The 16523-nt window shown below is 67.3% G+C and carries 11 protein-coding genes; 2 read left to right on the forward strand and 9 right to left on the reverse strand.

Annotated elements, in window-relative coordinates; genetic code table 11:
* Positions 1-4 precede the first annotated feature (4 nt).
* From pdxA to ETR14_RS23625, 3 genes are read right to left on the reverse strand one after another with little or no spacing between them, the layout of a single operon-like run.
* Entirely contained in the window at positions 5-994 is a 990-nt protein-coding gene (gene pdxA / locus ETR14_RS23615) for a 4-hydroxythreonine-4-phosphate dehydrogenase PdxA (RefSeq protein WP_129389807.1), read from the reverse strand.
* A 13-nt stretch (positions 995-1007) separates the two neighbouring features.
* On the reverse strand, positions 1008-2384 hold the full coding sequence (locus ETR14_RS23620) for a peptidylprolyl isomerase (RefSeq protein WP_129389810.1): 1377 nt from the start codon (positions 2382-2384) through the stop codon (positions 1008-1010).
* Between the two features lie 55 nt (positions 2385-2439).
* On the reverse strand, positions 2440-4671 hold the full coding sequence (locus tag ETR14_RS23625; RefSeq protein ID WP_129389813.1) for an LPS-assembly protein LptD: 2232 nt from the start codon (positions 4669-4671) through the stop codon (positions 2440-2442).
* A 174-nt stretch (positions 4672-4845) separates the two neighbouring features.
* On the opposite strand from ETR14_RS23625, the gene ETR14_RS23630 reads away from it, so the two are divergent.
* Entirely contained in the window at positions 4846-6327 is a 1482-nt protein-coding gene (locus ETR14_RS23630) for a leucyl aminopeptidase (RefSeq protein ID WP_129389816.1), read from the forward strand.
* A 5-nt stretch (positions 6328-6332) separates the two neighbouring features.
* Positions 6333-6761, forward strand: coding sequence for a DNA polymerase III subunit chi (locus tag ETR14_RS23635; protein ID WP_129389818.1), 429 nt, complete (start codon positions 6333-6335; stop codon positions 6759-6761).
* A 27-nt stretch (positions 6762-6788) separates the two neighbouring features.
* Here ETR14_RS23635 and ETR14_RS23640 read toward each other — a convergent pair whose 3' ends face one another.
* The 6 genes from ETR14_RS23640 to ETR14_RS23665 all read right to left on the reverse strand — a co-directional run bounded on the left by ETR14_RS23640 (position 6789) and on the right by ETR14_RS23665 (position 16516).
* Positions 6789-7091, reverse strand: a complete 303-nt coding sequence (locus ETR14_RS23640) for a DUF6665 family protein (protein ID WP_129389820.1) — start codon at positions 7089-7091, stop codon at positions 6789-6791.
* A gap of 69 nt (positions 7092-7160) precedes the next feature.
* On the reverse strand, positions 7161-8606 hold the full coding sequence (locus tag ETR14_RS23645) for a DUF6880 family protein (protein WP_129389823.1): 1446 nt from the start codon (positions 8604-8606) through the stop codon (positions 7161-7163).
* Positions 8607-8612: 6 nt separating this feature from the next.
* The gene (locus ETR14_RS23650; protein WP_129389826.1) at positions 8613-9293 is read right to left on the reverse strand and encodes a 4'-phosphopantetheinyl transferase superfamily protein; all 681 of its coding nucleotides are present in this window, start codon (positions 9291-9293) and stop codon (positions 8613-8615) included.
* A 47-nt stretch (positions 9294-9340) separates the two neighbouring features.
* On the reverse strand, positions 9341-13372 hold the full coding sequence (locus tag ETR14_RS23655; protein WP_165356594.1) for a non-ribosomal peptide synthetase: 4032 nt from the start codon (positions 13370-13372) through the stop codon (positions 9341-9343).
* A complete protein-coding gene (locus ETR14_RS23660; protein WP_129389832.1) occupies positions 13369-14631 on the reverse strand; it encodes a cytochrome P450 in 1263 nt (420 codons plus the stop codon). The genes ETR14_RS23655 and ETR14_RS23660 overlap by 4 nt, the downstream gene beginning before the upstream one ends.
* Before the next feature lies 1 nt (position 14632).
* A complete protein-coding gene (locus ETR14_RS23665) occupies positions 14633-16516 on the reverse strand; it encodes a non-ribosomal peptide synthetase (RefSeq protein WP_165356595.1) in 1884 nt (627 codons plus the stop codon).
* Positions 16517-16523: the final 7 nt, after the last annotated feature.

The following is a 16523-nucleotide window of genomic DNA, read 5'->3' on the forward strand; positions in this document are numbered from 1 at the left end:
CATCTCAGGCCTGGTAGAGACGTTGCGCGCATTCGGCTGCCATCGCCAGGGCAGCAATCATCGCGCCGGGCTCCGCCTCGTTTCGCCCCGCAATTGCGAAGGCGGTGCCATGGTCGGGCGAGGTGCGCACGATCGGCAGACCGAGCGTGATGTTGACCCCCTCGTCAAAATGGAGGGTCTTGAGCGGCACCAGCGCCTGATCGTGGTACAGGCAAAGCGCGGCATCGTAGGTAGCGCGCATGCGTGGATGGAACATCGTGTCGGCTGCGAGCGGGCCGATGATCTCGGCATCCTCCTCGCGCAGCCGCTCGATGGCGGGAATGACCGTATCGATCTCCTCACGGCCGAGCGCCCCGCTTTCGCCGGCATGGGGGTTGAGACCGGCAATGGCGATGCGTGGCCGTTCGATCCCGAACTGGCGGCGGAGCCCTCTGATCGTCGTCCGGCCGCGGGCAACGATCAGATCGGTGGTGACAAGATCGGGAACGTCACGCAACGGGACATGGGTGGTGACCGGCACCGTGCGCAGGGTGGGCCCGGCGAGCATCATCGCGACCATGCCGGCCGAAATGCCGCAGCGTTCGGCAACGAATTCGGTCTGTCCGGGATGAACGAAACCGATTGCGTAGAGCTGGGCCTTGGACACGGGCCCGGTCACGATCGCCGAGGCCGCCCCCGAACGGGTCAGGCCGACTGCGATCTCGAGCGCGTCCAAAGAATTGCGGGCACCCTCCAGCGTCGGCTTGCCGGGCTCGCTGTCGGCACCGCCGTCGACCCGGATCACGGGGAAGGCCCGCTCGAAGCAGGCAGCGGCCTCGTCCGGGCCGGCGACCACCTCGATTGGCCCGCCCCACACTGCCGACACGGCCTCGGGCGAGCCGACACCGAAGAAGGGCGACAGGCCTTCCGCCCGTCGCCGCTCCCATGCCTTGGCCGTGATTTCGGGGCCGATGCCTGCCGGATCTCCCAGCGCGACGGCAAGCGGCTTGGTCAAGACGGCCGGCCGCTCAGCGGTAGTCGACCACGGCGTCGCGGCGAAGATCGCGCAGGTACCGCATCGCCCGCATGTTGACTCGCTGCTCTGTCAGCTGGCCGTAAACCTGATCGAACGAGACCTCGCGGGCCTGCGCCGGATCGTCGCGGCCGCACATCACAAGGACGCTGATGCGATCGTCGACCGCGCCGAAGGGCGGGGTGGCCTGGCCGATCGAAAGGTTCAGCAGGCTCTGCTGCATCTGCGGCGGCAAAGTCCGCACCGGCACCTGATCGTTGGTCACGACCTCGGCCCCGATCTTCTGAGCGGCAGCCTCTGCGCCGCCGCAGCCGCCCATCGACTGCGTGGTGCTGACCAGCTGCTGGACCTTCGATTCGACCTCCGGCCGCGCAGTGCCCTTGGCGAAGCGCACCGTCATCTGCTTGAGGCTGAGCACGGCATCGCGCGGATCGGCGGTAAGGAACTGACGCGTGTCCTCAACGGCGATGATCGAGAAGCCGCCGGGAATCGCGATCGGATCGCTGACGGTGCCGACCGGGATCTGCTTCACCGCCGCGGCGAGCGCTTCCGGCAGCTGCTCCGAGCGCACCCAGTCCAGGTCGCCGCCGACGGCCGCGGTCGAGGCTTCGGAGAATTGACGCGCATAGGCACGGAACGACGCGCCCTTGCGAAGCTGCTCGACGATGCGCTGCGCGTTGGCGCGGGTCTCGGCAGCCGTTTCCGGGGTCGCCGACAGGAAAATTTCGGAAACCTTGAACTCCTGGGTGCCGCGGGCGGCGTTCAGGCGCTTGATCAGCTCGGTAACCTCTTCCTGCGAGACGTTGACGAACGGCTCGATCTGCCGCGCCTGCAGGCGGCTCCAGGCGAGCTCACCGTGGATCTGGCGCTTGATCGACGTTTCCGAAGACCCGTTCTGGCGCAAATAGGCCGCGAATTGCTGCGGAGACTGCTTGAACTGCTGCGCATAGCGGGTGAAATAATTGTCGATGTCTTTCTGCTCGACCTTCATGTCCTGCGCTTCGGCAGCCTGGATCTGAAGGGTCTCGTCGATCAGGTTGCGGAGCACCTGCGCCCGGAGCCGCGGCTCCTCCTCGGGCGGAATGTTGCCGCCGTTGGCGATGCGGATCAGCGCCATGCGGTGGTCGATGTCGGTGCCGGTGATGACGGTGCCGTTGACGATCGCCGTCGCCTTGCGGATCGAAGGATCCTCCTTGGCGAGGAAGCGGGCATCCTGAGGGATGTCAAGCCCGGTCTGGCCGGCGCCGCTTTGGGCCGGGCCGCTCTGACCGGCGCCTGGAGCCTGATTGGCAGCGCTCTGGGCAAGCGCAGTCGCCGCCACCATCGTGCCGGCCAGCATCAGCGCCGCCCTGCGAAAAGTCCCGAGCTTCATCAATCCTCCAATAAAAGCAGGCGCTGCAAATGCCTTAGCCATGCTGAACCCGAGCTTAGCGGCCGAGGTTCTTGAGCGCCACCCGGAACAGGAAGGTATTCCCGCGCCGGAAGTCTCCGGTGGTGTCATAATCGCGTCGCCACGTCACGCCTATTTCGATGCAATCGTCGTCGTAGCTGATGCCCAGGCGGTGGCGCACCGGCTCGTAGCCATCGGCGCCGGAGGTCGGATCCTCCTTGGCATCGGTCAGATCGATCACGGTCGAGCCGAACAGCGACCAGTAGCGGGCGAAGCGGATCCGGCCGCCAAGGCGGATTTCCTCCCGGTCGCGAAGATCCTCGATCGAGGGATCGATGTCGCGATTGAGCCGCAGATAGCCGATCGTGGCGTAGGTCTGGTGGCCACCGACGACGGCGTCGATCTCGTTGCGGCGCAACTCGAAACTGTCCTTGTCGAGCCGGAAGCGGTGGACGAAGCTCAACTTGTGGCCGACCTTCACGTTGGTTCGTCCGACGATGTCCGACCAGCGGTCGGACAGACCGGTGCCGGGTGGCAGGATGCTCTCCATCTCGCTCAGCCGATAGCTCTGCCCGATCGTCGTCCGCGTGCTCACCCCCGGCAGATCGAAGCCCCAGTCGAAGCCGTAGGTGATGCGCGCGCCATCCTCCCAGCGATCATAGCCGGGGAATCGGTTCAGCGCGAAAAGGTTTGAATCCTCGAGATCGACCGCGCGCGCATCCTCGTTGGGAATTGCGAGATTCTCGGTCGGGGGCGAGGCCACGATCTGGACGCGCGGGGTCAGCCGCTGGGTTCCGCCCATGAACGACCCGACCAGCGGCCAGCGCAACTCGGCAGCGACGGCGCCGATGCCGCGCGCGTGCCAACCACGCTCGCCGCGGTAGAGCGCCGTCTGGGTCAGATCGACGTCGCTGGTATGGTAGACGTCGCCCCGCGCATAACCGGTGAGGATCAGTTCCTGGCCCCAGTCGGTGAGGCTGCGCCGTTCCCATTTCGCCGCGGCAAAGGCGCGCTGCGTGTCCTGGCCGTCGGTGCGGAGGATCGAAAGGCTGTTCGCCTGAAGCTCGATCTTCCCGTCCCAGATCGGATCGTCGAGGCGGAAGCGGGCATCGATCGCCGGCAGCACGACCGGCTGCTGGCCGGCATTGTCGGTCGTGCGCAGACCCTGGAATGCCCAGCCGGCGATCGAAATGTAGCTGTCGTCGCGGATCCGCTCGATGTCGACCATCGAGCGCAGGCGGGTGTCGCGTGTGATGTCGTACCGGCGCAGGAAGGTGCGATCGGTGACGTAACGCCCCGACGCGGTGATGCTCCAGTCGCGGTCGAGCTGAAAGCGGCCATTGCCTTCGATATAGGCACGAATGCCCTTGTCCTTGTCGATCACGCCCGCCGCGTCGTCGATCGGGATGCGCGATCCATATGTGAGATAGCCCGCGACCTGGAAGGCGCCGAGACTGGTGAGCTGGCGATAATGGCCTTCGATCATCGGCAGCACGTCGGTGTAGAGGTGCGGCGCGATGGTCGCATCCTTGTCGGGCGCGATCTTGAGGTAATAAGGCGTCGAAATCTCGAGACCGTTGGATTGGCTGAAGCGCACGTCCGGCACCAGCAGCCCGCTGCCGCCGCCGCCGCTGCCGTCCGGGTGCGACAGGCCGGGAAGGGCGATGATCCGGGTTCCGAACAGGTTCAGCCCGGCGCCCTCGTAGCGGATCCGCTTCTTGTAGGGATCGTGGACGACCCGCACGGCGGTGATCTGCCAGGTCGGATTCTTCGGGCAGCCGTCGGGATGCGTCACGGCGCAGGGGGTGTAGGCGGCACGATAGAGCGTCGTATAACCGTCCTTGCGCTCGCCGCGGTCCGCGGCCAGGCGACCGCCGCCTTCGAGGACGACGAGGAGATGGTCGGCCACCGCATCGCGCATCGAGTCATGGAGAACGATGCTCTCGCCATAAGCGACGTCCCCCTCCGGCGTCACGAGGCGGACGTTGCCTTCGGCCCTGACCTCGTCGCTCGTCCGTGTCCACACGACGCGATCGGCCCGTAGCTTGTTCCCCTCGCTGTTCATCCGGACGTCGCCGGTGGCGGTGACGACGTCGTTGGTCTCGTCATAGGCCAGCGTGTCGGCACTGAACGCGACCTGGCGCGAGTCGGTACCGAGTTCGGCCGGTGCCGGCGGCCCCGCCGCTTCGCTGCTCTGGGCGAGCGCAGCCGCGGGCGCGCACAGCAAAAGGGGCAGAGCCGTCAGGCAGATAAGGTTCGGTCTTTTCACATTCCCCGCCGCATCTGTCGGGCGACAGGCCGAGCCTATTGCATCGGAATGGCCGCGCCGCAATGGCGGTTGGCCGCCTGCGCGCCGGCAAAGATCAAGCGGACCTTGGCAAGGGGCACGGCGTTTGCCTACAGGAGCATCAACCTTTTGCATCCTGTCACAGGAGTGACTCCCTTGAAGATCAGCTTCACCGCCCAGCGTCCGACCGGTTCCCATGCCCTCGCCATCCCGGTCTGGGGCGAGGATCTGCTGACCGAGCGCCTCGCCGGTCTGAACGATGGCGCGCGGACGCTCGCCGCGCGGGCGGCGGAGGCGCAGCGTTTCGAGCGCGAAGCCGGTGGAATTGCCGAGATCTTCGTCGACGACAATGGCGCCGCGCGGCGCCTCCTGCTCGTCGGCCTCGGATCGAACCGCAGCGATCCCGGCGTTTTCGAGCGCGTCGGCGGTGCGCTCACCGCGCGTCTGCTGACGTCCGGCGAGACGCGGCTCGTCGTCGACCTTTCGGGGCTCGACGTCGGTGCCGATGCCGCGGCCCGGATCGCGTTCGGCGCTGCGGCCCGCTCGTGGCGCTACGACATCTATCGGACCAAGATTTCCCGCAAGCAGAAGGCCACCCTCGAGGAGGTCGTGATCGTCGGCGCGGGGGAGGGTGCCGAGGCCGCTTGGGAGACGCAGTCCGCCCTGCTGGACGGGATCTGCTTTACCCGCGAGCTGGTGACCGAACCTGCCAACATCATCTTCCCGGTGAGCTTCGTCGAGCGCTGCCGTGCCCGCATGGAGCCGCTCGGCATCGAGATCGACGTGCTCGATGAGGATCGGATGCGCGAACTCGGCATGCTCGCCCTGCTCGGCGTCGGCCAGGGATCGGAGCAGCCCTCGCGCTTGCTGGTAATGCGGTGGAACGGCGGCGGGGAAGCTTCCGCGAAGCCGGTGGTGTTCGTCGGCAAAGGCATCACCTTCGACACCGGCGGCATCTCGATAAAGCCCGCGGCCGGTATGGAGGCGATGAAGTGGGACATGGGCGGTGCCGGTGCCGTTGCCGGCGCGATGCTCGCGCTTGCCGGCCGCAAGGCGAAGGCGAACGTGGTCGGCATCTGCGCGCTTGCCGAGAACATGCCCGACGGCAAGGCGCAGCGGCCGGGCGATGTCGTCACCTCGATGTCCGGGCAGACGATCGAAGTCATCAACACCGACGCCGAAGGCCGGCTCGTCCTGTGCGACGCGATCACCTGGGCTCAACGCGAGTTCCACCCGGAGGTGCTCGTCGATCTCGCCACCCTGACCGGTGCGATGATCATTTCCCTCGGTCACGAATATGCCGGCGTCTTCTCGAACGACGATGGGCTTGCCGGCCAGCTGCAGGCCGCCGGACAGGCGACCGGCGATCGGTTGTGGCGGATGCCGGTAGGGGAGGCCTATGACAAATTGATCGACTCTCCGATTGCCGACATGAAGAATGTCGGTCCTCGCGAAGGCGGGTCGATCACCGCGGCCACGTTCATTCAGCGTTTCGTCGAGCCCGGGGTTAAATGGGCCCATCTCGACGTCGCCGGGACGGTCTGGGCCGACAAACCCGGCCATCTCCACGCCAAGGGCGCCACCGGCTATGGCGTGGCCCTGCTCGATCGGCTGATCGCGGACAATTACGAACGCTGAGAGAGGTGGTCGTCAATTTCTACCACCTGACCCAGGCGCCCCTCGAGCGGATCCTACCCTCGATCTGCGAGCGGCTCCTCGCCGAGGGCGCGCGCGTGCTGCTGGTCGGCGAGGCGGGGCAACTCGCCCGTCTCGACGAGCAGCTCTGGACCTATGCCAAGGACAGCTTTCTGCCGCACGGCCGGGCGCGTGCGGAGAGCCAGCCGATCCTGCTTTCCACCGAGCCGGAACCGGTCAACGGAGCCACCGCGATTGCCCTCGCCGACGGCCTCTGGCGCGAGGATGCCCTTCGCTTCGAGCGCGCCTATTTCTTCTTCGACACGGAAAGTCTCGACGGGGCGCGCGAGGCCTGGCGCGGCCTGCGTGGCCGCGAGGGAGTAGAGCCGCGTTATTGGAAGCAGGACGACAGCGGCAAATGGGTACAGGGCCCCTGACCTCCGGGGCTTGGCTGTACCAGGGGGCTAGCAGGCGCCGAGGCGGATCAGCACTGCCCGGGGGATCGCATATTGTTCGATCACCGGCGCATGATTGCGAAGCCCACAAAGCTCCCGCTGGATGAAATAGGCCTGCACGGCACGTGCCGCATCCCGAAGCGCCTCCGTACGCCCGCTTTCGTCCGAGTCGCGCAGCGCCGCGATGGAACGCTGCACTTTTTGTCCGGCCTGGCCCAGGATGTCGGCCTTCTCGCCGAGAATTTCCCGTTCAAGTCCGGCGAGGCCGGCGTCGGGCGAGTTTGACAGGCTTCGGGGCGGTCGAAAGGTCACGGCGCGGCTTTCACGAGCGTTGGCCTGCGCAGATGAAGCGCTCATTGCGTTCCGACAAGGGCCGAAACCTCAAGGCTCCGGTGTCGGCAGTTCTCGCGACACCTCTTGCCAGAACCCGATCTTCCTTCCGTGGCGGGCGAGAAGCGTACCGAGATATTCGTCATGACTCGGAAGATCACCCAAGCTCTCGATGCGGGGCGCTGCATGAGCACATTCGGCTAGGTGACGCGCGGCGTGCCGATAGCGCTTGGACCTTGCCCCCACGAGGGTGAAATCGATCATCGCGCGTCTCAGGATCGTCGCCGCAAGCGGGTATTTCGATTCCAGCGCCTCGGCCGCGGGCGTGAGCAGCTCATAATGGTCGCCGTTCCAGACACGCGGACGCTCGCGGACGAGACGATCGGCTTTGTCGAGGGCAGGCCAGGCGACGAGGAACTCCAGGGCGCGCCGCGGATCCGGGCAGGCGAGGGCAAAGGCAATCGCACTTTGCTCCGCGTCGAAATCCTCGAAATCGGGAAGCTTGTCGAGATAGGCGCGCAGCTCGGCGGGGGCGAGGGTGGCTTCGAACCGCGCCCAGCGGGCCGCCTGGGCCTCCTCGCCGCGTCCGAGGGCCTCGAGCACGGCAATTCGGACCTCGTGCCAGCCGCGCGTAGTCTCGGCCACTCGGCCGCCCGGTGGCGCCGCGTCCAAAGTCTGCAGCGCCTCCGTCGCACGACCCGTCTCGAGCTGGCGCAGCGCGATTTCGGCAGCAACCGCCGGAATCGATCGGGCCGGTGCGTCGAACAGGGCGGCGTAGGTATCGACGTCGCCCTGCGCGTCCGCAATCTGCTGCAGCATGACGCGGGCAGCGCGTTCGCGCTGCCGCCGCTCTGCACCCTCGGGCGTGAACCGAGCCTTTTCGCTCGCTCCCGATGCGCCATCCTCGACGGGTTCTGGCCGCCAGGCCATTACCAGAGCGTGAAATCGGGCAAGCCCCTCCGCACCCAGAGCGGGAGCAAGGTTCGGGATCATCGTGCCGAGAATGTCGTGGCCATCCTGGACCAAAGCCTCGAATGCACGCTCGGCGAGTTCCGCTGGCTCTGCCTTTGCCGCCTCGGCAAGGCGGCCAAGATCGGCCGCCGCGGTTTCGAAGGCGCGGAGCAGTTTGCCGTTGAAATCCTCGCTTCGAGGCAGCACCGCGTTGGCGACATCGATCAGGCGCCACAGCAGGGCGAGCGCCTCCTTCGGATCGGCGGGCGCGACCTGCTCGATGATGGCACGATGCTGTGCCTCGATGTCGGCTGCGACGGTCTTGACCCTGCCCCAGGTGACGATGCTCCGCGCGGTTGCGATCGTGGTGAGGCGCTTCGCGATCTGGCTGCGCACGGCGTCGACGCCCGCTTCCCCGGCAAGCTCGAGCCGCAACCGGCGTTTCGCGGCGGCGCTGCCGGTGGTCACCTCGATCAGCAAGGCCGCGAGACGGGCAGCGCCGAGCGCTTCGAGATTCTTCGCGTTGAGCGTCTTGGGCGAGGCCATCGGCCCTCATTGTCGGGACGGGGCGCGCCGATCAAGCTCGGTATCCGCCACGACCACCGGGCCGGTCCCCTCCGGATAGGCGACGGCCGCCTGATATCCTGGCGCAGGTGTGAAGGCGAACAATGCCCATCCATCCCCTCCCGAAATCAGGTGCGGCGGCTCGGTCGGATCCAGGGACACCGCGAAGGCGTCGAGCGGATGGGAGAGGCCCAGGCCGAGCGCCTTCACGAACGCCTCCTTGCGAGTCCAGCACGCGAAGAAACCGCCAACCCATTGCTCGCCTTGGAGGGACGACAAGGCGGCGATTTCGGCAGGGGCGAACAGCCGTTCGGCGACGGCGCTGTCGGCCAGCTTCGGATCGCAATGCTCGATGTCGCAGCCGATCGAAGCGGTGCTGGTCGCGCAGATGGCAAGTCCCGCGGAATGGGAAAGGCTGAAATGGAGCTCGGGATAATCGACCAGGAACGGTTTGCCATAATCGTTGCAGGCGAACCGCAACGTCGCCGGATTCACGCCCAGACGCCCACCAAGATGGCGCCGCAGGGCGCCGCGGCGGGCTACGAAACGATCCCGATCGCGGTCGAAGCGGAAGGCCTGCGCACGACTGCGTTCGTCCCGGTCGAGCAGCTCCACCAGCGCGGCGATCGGCTCCTGCGCCAATTCGAAGACCGCGACATCGATCGTCATCCGCGGCGCACCTTCACCCGGCGTCGGCCCGACTCATTCCGAACGCGTTACTCGGCTGCCTCGCACAACCGGCCATCCTCCGCAAATGGGCTGGCCTGCGCGTGCAGGGTCGCTTCGCGCAGGCGCGCTGCAAATTCCTCGATATAGGGCGGATCGAACATCGTTCCGTGCTCCCCGGAGACATCGAGCGCACGAAGACGGCCGGTGACCACCTCGGCCCAGCCCGGCGCAGTATCGAGCACATCCAGGCGATCGATCGGCTGGAACAGGGTGACGTCGCCGCCATAAGGTTGCGGGCAATAGCCGTACGCCGCCTGCTCGAGCGCGCCGCGCAACTTGCGGTAGCGTGTCTCTGGCAGTTCGGCATCGGCAAGGCCGGTCTCCTCGAGCACACCGCGGGCGCGGGCGCGAGCGTAAGCCAGTCGCTGCGAACCCGGCAGGCGCATCCACATTGCCGCGTGGTAGCGGGCCTTGGAAAGTTTCATCCGCAACGGAGAGACGCGCAGGAAGGCGACCGGGTTGATCGCGTGGCCGAGGCCCAGGAACGGCACCTCTTCGCCCTGCGCGCGAAGCTGACGGGCGACCTCGAAGGCGAGGATCCCCGCCGTGCACCAGCCGCCGAGTAGATAGGGGCCGGTCGGCCGAGCGACCCGGATCGCCGCCACGACCGCGGACGCGATCTCCTCGAAGGAGACCCCGGGCGCCAGCACGGATTCGAGGATCGGGTCTAGCTCCAGCCCGAAGCAGGGCTGGTCCTCCCCGACCAGTTCGGCGAGGGCACGGATCGACGGTCCTCCGTCCAGCCACAGCAACGGCAGGCGACTGCCTTTTGGCTGAAGCGGCACCAGATCGCCCAATGCCGCCGTGTCGTTTCGCTCGATCGTGGCGGCGAGCTCGGAAAGGCGATGGCCCCGGAAGAATTCGGCCATGCCGATCCGCCGCCCCCAGGCGCCGTCGATGCGGTGAAGCAAGCGGGCGACCAGCAGCGAGTGGCCGCCAAGCTCGAAGAAGCTGTCTTTCCGGCCGACACGGTCGACCTGCAGCAGTGCCCGCCAGATTTCGGCAAGCCTCTCCTCGGTTTCGCCGATCGGCGCGAGGTAAGCGTCTTCACCGGCGGCGGCGGTCGGCTCCGGCAGGGCGTTCCTGTCGATCTTGCCGTTGGGAGTCATCGGCAAGCGCTCGACGGCCTGGAAACGCGACGGAATCATGTAGTCTGGCAAGGTTCGCGAGAGAAAGGTGCGCAGCTCGCCCGACCCTGGAACCTCGGCACCGCGTGCCACGAAGAAGGCGGCGAGCGCACGTGCGCCCGAGGGATCGACGAAGCTGCGCACCGCGGCGGCAGCGATCGCCGGGTGCTCCGCAAGCCCGCCTTCGATCTCTTCGACCGCAACGCGGAAGCCGCGGATCTTCTGGTCGTTGTCGACGCGGCCCAGGCAGAAGAGGCGGCCGTCCGGTGCCAGCCGCGCCAGGTCTCCCGTTCGGTAGAGGCGCTCGCCCGGCATCTCGGGGCTCGTGACGAAGCGCTCCGCGGTGAGGTCCGGGCGGCCGCGATAGCCCCGGGCGAGGCCGGCGCCCCCGATGTGAAGTTCGCCGACCACGCCGACCGGGACCCTTCGGCCGCTCGCATCGAGCACGAGCGTTTGCGTTTTCGCGATCGGCCGCCCGATCGCCACCGGTCCGGCGCCCGGCAGGACACGCTCGAGCGTGGACCAGATCGTCGTCTCGGTGGGGCCGTAGACGTTCCAGACTTCACCGGCCCGTTCGAGCAGCTGGTCGGCAAGATCGCGCGGCAAGGCTTCTCCGCCGCAGAGCAGCTTGAGACCCGGCGCGCCCCGCCAGCCTGCCTCGATCAAGGCGCGCCAGGTCGCCGGAGTGGCCTGCATCACCGCAGGCTCGGTTGCCTCGAACAATTGCCTGAGCAGGAGCGGATCGCGCGCGGTCGCACGCGGCGCCAGGATCACGGTCCCGCCGGCGAGCAACGGCAGGAACAGCTCCAGGGCCGCGATGTCGAAGGACAGGGTGGTCACCGCCAGCAGCGACTCGCGCGCGGAGAAACCCGGCAGTTCCTGCATGGAGCCGAGCAGGTTGACGAGGGCGCCGTGGCTGATCTCGACGCCCTTGGGACGGCCGGTCGATCCGGACGTGTACAGGACGTAAGCGAGATCGAGGGCCGACGCCGGCAGCGCCTCGAAGGAAGGTTCTGCGAGTGCCGCCTGTTCGATCAGCAACGTCGGCACGCCCCAGTCCGGCAGCCGAGGCGCAAGGGCGGCTTCGGTGAGGAGTGCCGCCAGACCCGCGTCGCGAACGATGTAATCCAGCCGCGCCTCCGGAAAATCGGGATCGAGCGGGAGGTAGGCGGCGCCGCTGCGCAACACCCCGATCAGCGCCGCGACCATGCGCGGGGATCGCTCCAGGCAGATGCCGACCAGCTCGCCACGGCCCACGCCCGCGGCGGCGAGCGAGGACGCGATCCGGTTGGCCTCCGCGTTCAGCGCAGCATAATTCATCTTCGCCTCGCCGCATCGGATCGCCGTTGCATGCGGGCAGGCCTCCGCCATCGCTGCTACAGCGTCCGGCAGCATCTGCGATGTGAGGGTGCGCTCCGGTCCCTGTGCGGCTTGCGCCAGCAGCCCGTGCTCCTCTGCAGGCAGCATCGGGAGATCGGCGATGGCGGTGCCGGGATCGTCGGCAATGCCTTCGAGCATGGTCAGCCAATGGCCGATCATGCGCCGGATCGTCGCCGGATCGTAGAGCTCGGTGCTGTAGAGGAACCGTCCGAGCATGCCGTCGGGACGCTCGTCGAGTTCGAGGTAGAGATCAAACTTCGCGCCGCCGACGACCACGTCCATCTGGGTGAGATCCCATCCTTCCGGAAACGGATCGACCGGCGGCTCGATGGAGAACAGGGTGTTGAACAGCGGGTGGGCGCCGGGCGTGCGGCGAATGCCGAGCGCGCGGACCACTTCGTCGAACGGGGCCTCGCTGGCGCCGAGCGCGCCGAGAACGGTGTCGCGAACCTGGTGCAGAAAGTCCCGGAACGCGGCGCCGCTGGTCGGGCGGGAGCGCATCGCGATCGTGTTCAGGAAATAGCCGACGACGCGCTCGAGCTCCGGGCGGCGGCGAAGATCGGTGACGCCGCCGACGATGATGTCCTGCTCGCCGGTATAGCGATGCAGCATCGCCTTGTAGGCGGCAAGCAGCACCATATAGGGGGTCACGCCTTCGCGCAGGCTGAGCGCCTTCAGCCGCTCGGTGAGTGCAAGCGGGATGAGGAAGGTCTCCATTGACCCGGCATGGCTTTGCGCGAGGGGCCGCGGACGGTCTCCGGCCACCTCCAGCTTCGCCGGCGGATCGGCGAGCGTGGACCGCCAATAGTCGATCTGCCGCTGGATCGGCGGGGAAGAGAGATGGGTCTGCTGCCAGACCGTATAGTCTCCATATTGCAGGGCCGGCTCCGGAAGCGGCGATGCCTCGCCGGCCGCGAATGCCTCGTAGAGGGCGGCGAGCTCGGGCACGATCACGCGGTAGATCGAGACCCCGTCGAAGATGATGTGATGAAGGGTGAGGTAGAGCCGGTGATTGTCGTCGGCGATCTTGACGATCCGCGCCCGGAACAAGGGCGCTTCGCCGAGATCGATCGGCCGGCGCGCATCGTCGCTGCCGATGGCGATCGCCATCGCATCGCGTTCTGCCTCGGGCAGGAAGCTGACGTCGTCGAGCGGCAGCGGAACCTGAACGTCGGCCCGAACACGCTGCACCGGCTCGCCATTCTCCTCGACGAAGGCGGTGCGCCAGGCCTCGTGGCGCCGCAAGATCTCGTTGATCGCCCGCTGCATCGCCGTCCGGTCGAAGCTGCCGTAGCGGTGGATGGTGATCGACTCGTTGTAGAGCGGCACGTCCGGCGCCATCATCGCGTGCAGCCAAACCTGGCGCTGGTCGGCGGTGAGCGGCAGAGGCGTGCCTTCGCTGCGTTTGGTGACGGCGGCGACCGGCGCCGGACGCTCGACGCCGCCACCGCCGCGCAGCATCTTTTCGAGCAGCTGGCGCTTGGCGTCCGACAGCTGCGCTTCACCCGTCACGCGGCGGCTCCCACTGCCCGGAAAGTGATCGGCAGCGCTTGCAACCCGCGCAGCCCCGAATTGGGTCGCCATTCCAGCCGATCGCTCGCCAGAGCGAGATCGTCCAGCCGGCGGAGCAGGGTGGTGAAGGCGATCCGGGCCTCCATCCGCGCCAGCGCGGCACCGAAACAGAAATGCGCCGCCCAGCCGAACGCCAGATGGCGGTTTTCGGTGCGGCGAAGATCGAGCCGATCGGGATCGGCGAAGCGCCGCGGATCGCGATTGCCCGACGCCATCACCGCCATCACCGCCTCGCCCTTGCGGATCAGCCTGCCGCCGATTTCGGTGTCGGCATGAGCGATCCGCGCCGTGTGCTGGCTCGGCGTTTCGAAGCGCAGCAATTCCTCGACCGCCGTCGCGATGATGTGAGGCTCGTCGCGCAACTCGGCAAGTTTGTCGGGATTGCGGATCAGGGTGAGCAGCCCGTTGCCGATCAGGTTGGTCGTGGTTTCCTGTCCGCCGACCATGGTGACGATGGTGTTGGCGATCACCTCGTCCTCGCTCAAGCGGTTGCCGTCGACTTCCGCCTCGACCAGCGAGCGGACGAGACCGGGCCGGTCGCCATGGTTGCGGATTGCGTCCCGGAAATAGTCGGTCAGCTCGGCAACGCTCTTCAGCACGCGATGCACGCGGTCCGGATTGTGCTGGAAGTTGCCGAGCATCTCGGCGAAATCGGCGGACTTGGCCTTCAGCCAGCCATGATCTTCGCGCGGAACGCCGAGCAGCCCGGCAGTGACGATAGCGGGAAACGGCTCTGCAAAGTCTGCGATGACGTCCATCTGGCCGCGGTCGATGACGGCGTCGATCAGAGTGTCCGCAATCTCCTGGATCTGCTCTTCCATCGCCTCGACACGGCGCGGGGTGAACGCGCTCGAACAAAGCTTGCGCAGGCGCGTGTGCGCCGGCGCATCCAGAAACAGCATCTGCTTGGCCATCACGTCCGCGACCGGGCCGAGCGACGGCAGGCCGAGCGCCTTCATCTGATCGGGGTTCGGCGTTCGGTCGGCCGAGAATTGATGAAGGACGGTGTGGACGTCCTCGTAGCGCGTCACCACCCAGGTGTGCATGAACGGATCCCAATGAACTGGCGCCTCCTCGCGAAGACGCCGGTAGAAGGGATGCGGATCGGCATGCACCGACGGGTCCAGCAGCTGAAACAGGCTGAGGCTCGGGTCGGCCGGCGCAGCCTGGGCGGGACGCGGCGCAGCGCTCGGGCTCATGTCACTCGGCGGCACGTTGCTCGACCTCCTGATCGCTCATCTGCTCGATCATGCGCAGCAGCACGGCCTCGATATGGGCGGCGAGTTGGCGGATCGTGGGGGCAAGGAACAGATCGCGCAGCGCAAGCTCGATCCCGAACGCTTCGCCGGCGCGGAGCACGACCTGGGTGCCGAGCAGCGAATGGCCGCCAAGCAGGAAGAAATTGTCGTCCACGCCGACTCCGCCACGGCCGAGAACGTCCTCCAGAATTTCCGCAAGCCGCAGTTCGGCAGGCGTGGACGGCGCGGCAAAGCCGGCACCCGCGAATGCGTTGGATTGGTCCGGAGCGGGAAGGGCGGCCTTGTCGATCTTGCCGTTGGCGGTGAGCGGAAGCGTGTCGATCCGCACGAAGGTCGCCGGGATCATGTATTCGGGCAGCCGAGCGGCGAGGAAGTCGCGGAGATCTTCGGCCGTCAACGCGCCGTTCGGAACGACGTAGGCGATCAGCGCATCGGCGCCTTCGGCGTCTCGCCGGGCGATCACCGACGCGGCGGTGACGAGATCGTGTCGGCCGAGCAGGCTCGCCACCTCCTCGGGCTCCACTCGATGACCGCGGATTTTCACCTGATCGTCGACGCGGCCGTGAAATTCGAGCTGACCGTCGGCGCGCTGCGCCGCAAGGTCACCGGTGCGGTAAAGGCGTCCGGCACCGAACGGATCGATGACGAAGCGCTCTGCGGTGAGGTCCGGCCGCCGCCGGTAGCCGCGGCCCACCGTCGGGCCGCCAATGAACAACTCGCCGGTCTCGCCGGACGCCACGGGGCAACCGGCAGCATCGAGAATGCGGACGAAGGTCTGTCCGATCGGTGCGCCGATCGGTGGCAGCCCCTGATCGGCATCGGGGGCGATCACGGCCGATGTCGCCACGACGGTGCACTCGGTCGGGCCGTAATTGTTGACGAAAGCGAATGGCAGGCCAGGGCGCGGACGCGCGGTCAGCCGGTCCGCACCGGTGAGGACGAAGCGCAATCGCGTGTCCGCCGGCCAGTCCGCTGCGATCAGCGCCTGCGCCAGCGCGGTCGGGACGAAGGCGATGGTGATGTCGCGAGCAAGCAGCGCCGCCTTTAGCCGGTCGGGCGAGGTTCGCGCGGCATCCTCGATCAAGGTGACCGAGGCACCTGCGCACAAATAGGGCCAGACCTCCCAGAGAGAGGCATCGAAGCCGAGCCCTGCGAGATGGGTCGCCCGATCGCTCGCGGTCACCGCGAAGGCATCGAGATGCCAGGCGATCAGATGCGACAGATTGCCGTGGGTGATCTCGACGCCCTTGGGCGTGCCGGTCGTCCCGGACGTGTAGATGACGTAAGCAAGGCTTTCGGTGGTTACCGGCGCGCCGAGGTCGAGCGCCTCGCATCCGGAAATCGCCTGCCTGTCCCAGTCGAGCGCGTGAACGGGAGACGCGACGCCCGTGAGCCGGTCGGCGCAGTCGTCGCGACCGAGGATCAGGACGCAGCCGGCATCGTCGGCGATCGTGCGCAGGCGTTCGTCGGGCCAGGCCGGATCCAGCGGCAAGAAGGCACCGCCCGCCTTCCATGTCGCGAGCGCTGTGGTCAGCTGGTCGAACGACCGTTCCAGGCAGATGCCGACGAGGCTGTCGGGGCCGACACCCTGGGTGCGCAGCCACCCGGCGAGGCGCTCGGCACGCGCGTCGAGCGCCGCGTAGGATAGGGTGCCGCAGGCGGCAAACAGCGCCGGTGCTTCGGGCGATTGCCGCGCGGCGGCAGCCACGGCTTCTGAGACCACGAACGGCGGCCGCAACGGATGAGATGCCGTTACAGGCGGATCGAAGGTCCGATCCGCGGCATCGGCGGCGGTCGGCACGAGGGGCTGGTGCACGCTTTCCATGGCGCTC

Origin of the sequence: Sphingosinicella sp. BN140058 (genome assembly GCF_004135585.1) — a bacterium.
Lineage (GTDB): Bacteria > Pseudomonadota > Alphaproteobacteria > Sphingomonadales > Sphingomonadaceae > Allosphingosinicella.

What these genes read in the sequence shown, in the direction of transcription:
- ETR14_RS23620 (WP_129389810.1), bottom strand. Translation starts at nt 2,384, where the DNA reads ATGAAGCTCGGGACTTTTCGCAGGGCGGCGCTGATGCTGGCCGGCACG.
- ETR14_RS23645 (WP_129389823.1), bottom strand. Translation starts at nt 8,606, where the DNA reads ATGGCCTCGCCCAAGACGCTCAACGCGAAGAATCTCGAAGCGCTCGGC.
- ETR14_RS23650 (WP_129389826.1), bottom strand. Translation starts at nt 9,293, where the DNA reads ATGACGATCGATGTCGCGGTCTTCGAATTGGCGCAGGAGCCGATCGCC.
- ETR14_RS23660 (WP_129389832.1), bottom strand. Translation starts at nt 14,631, where the DNA reads ATGAGCCCGAGCGCTGCGCCGCGTCCCGCCCAGGCTGCGCCGGCCGAC.
- ETR14_RS23665 (WP_165356595.1), bottom strand. Translation starts at nt 16,516, where the DNA reads ATGGAAAGCGTGCACCAGCCCCTCGTGCCGACCGCCGCCGATGCCGCG.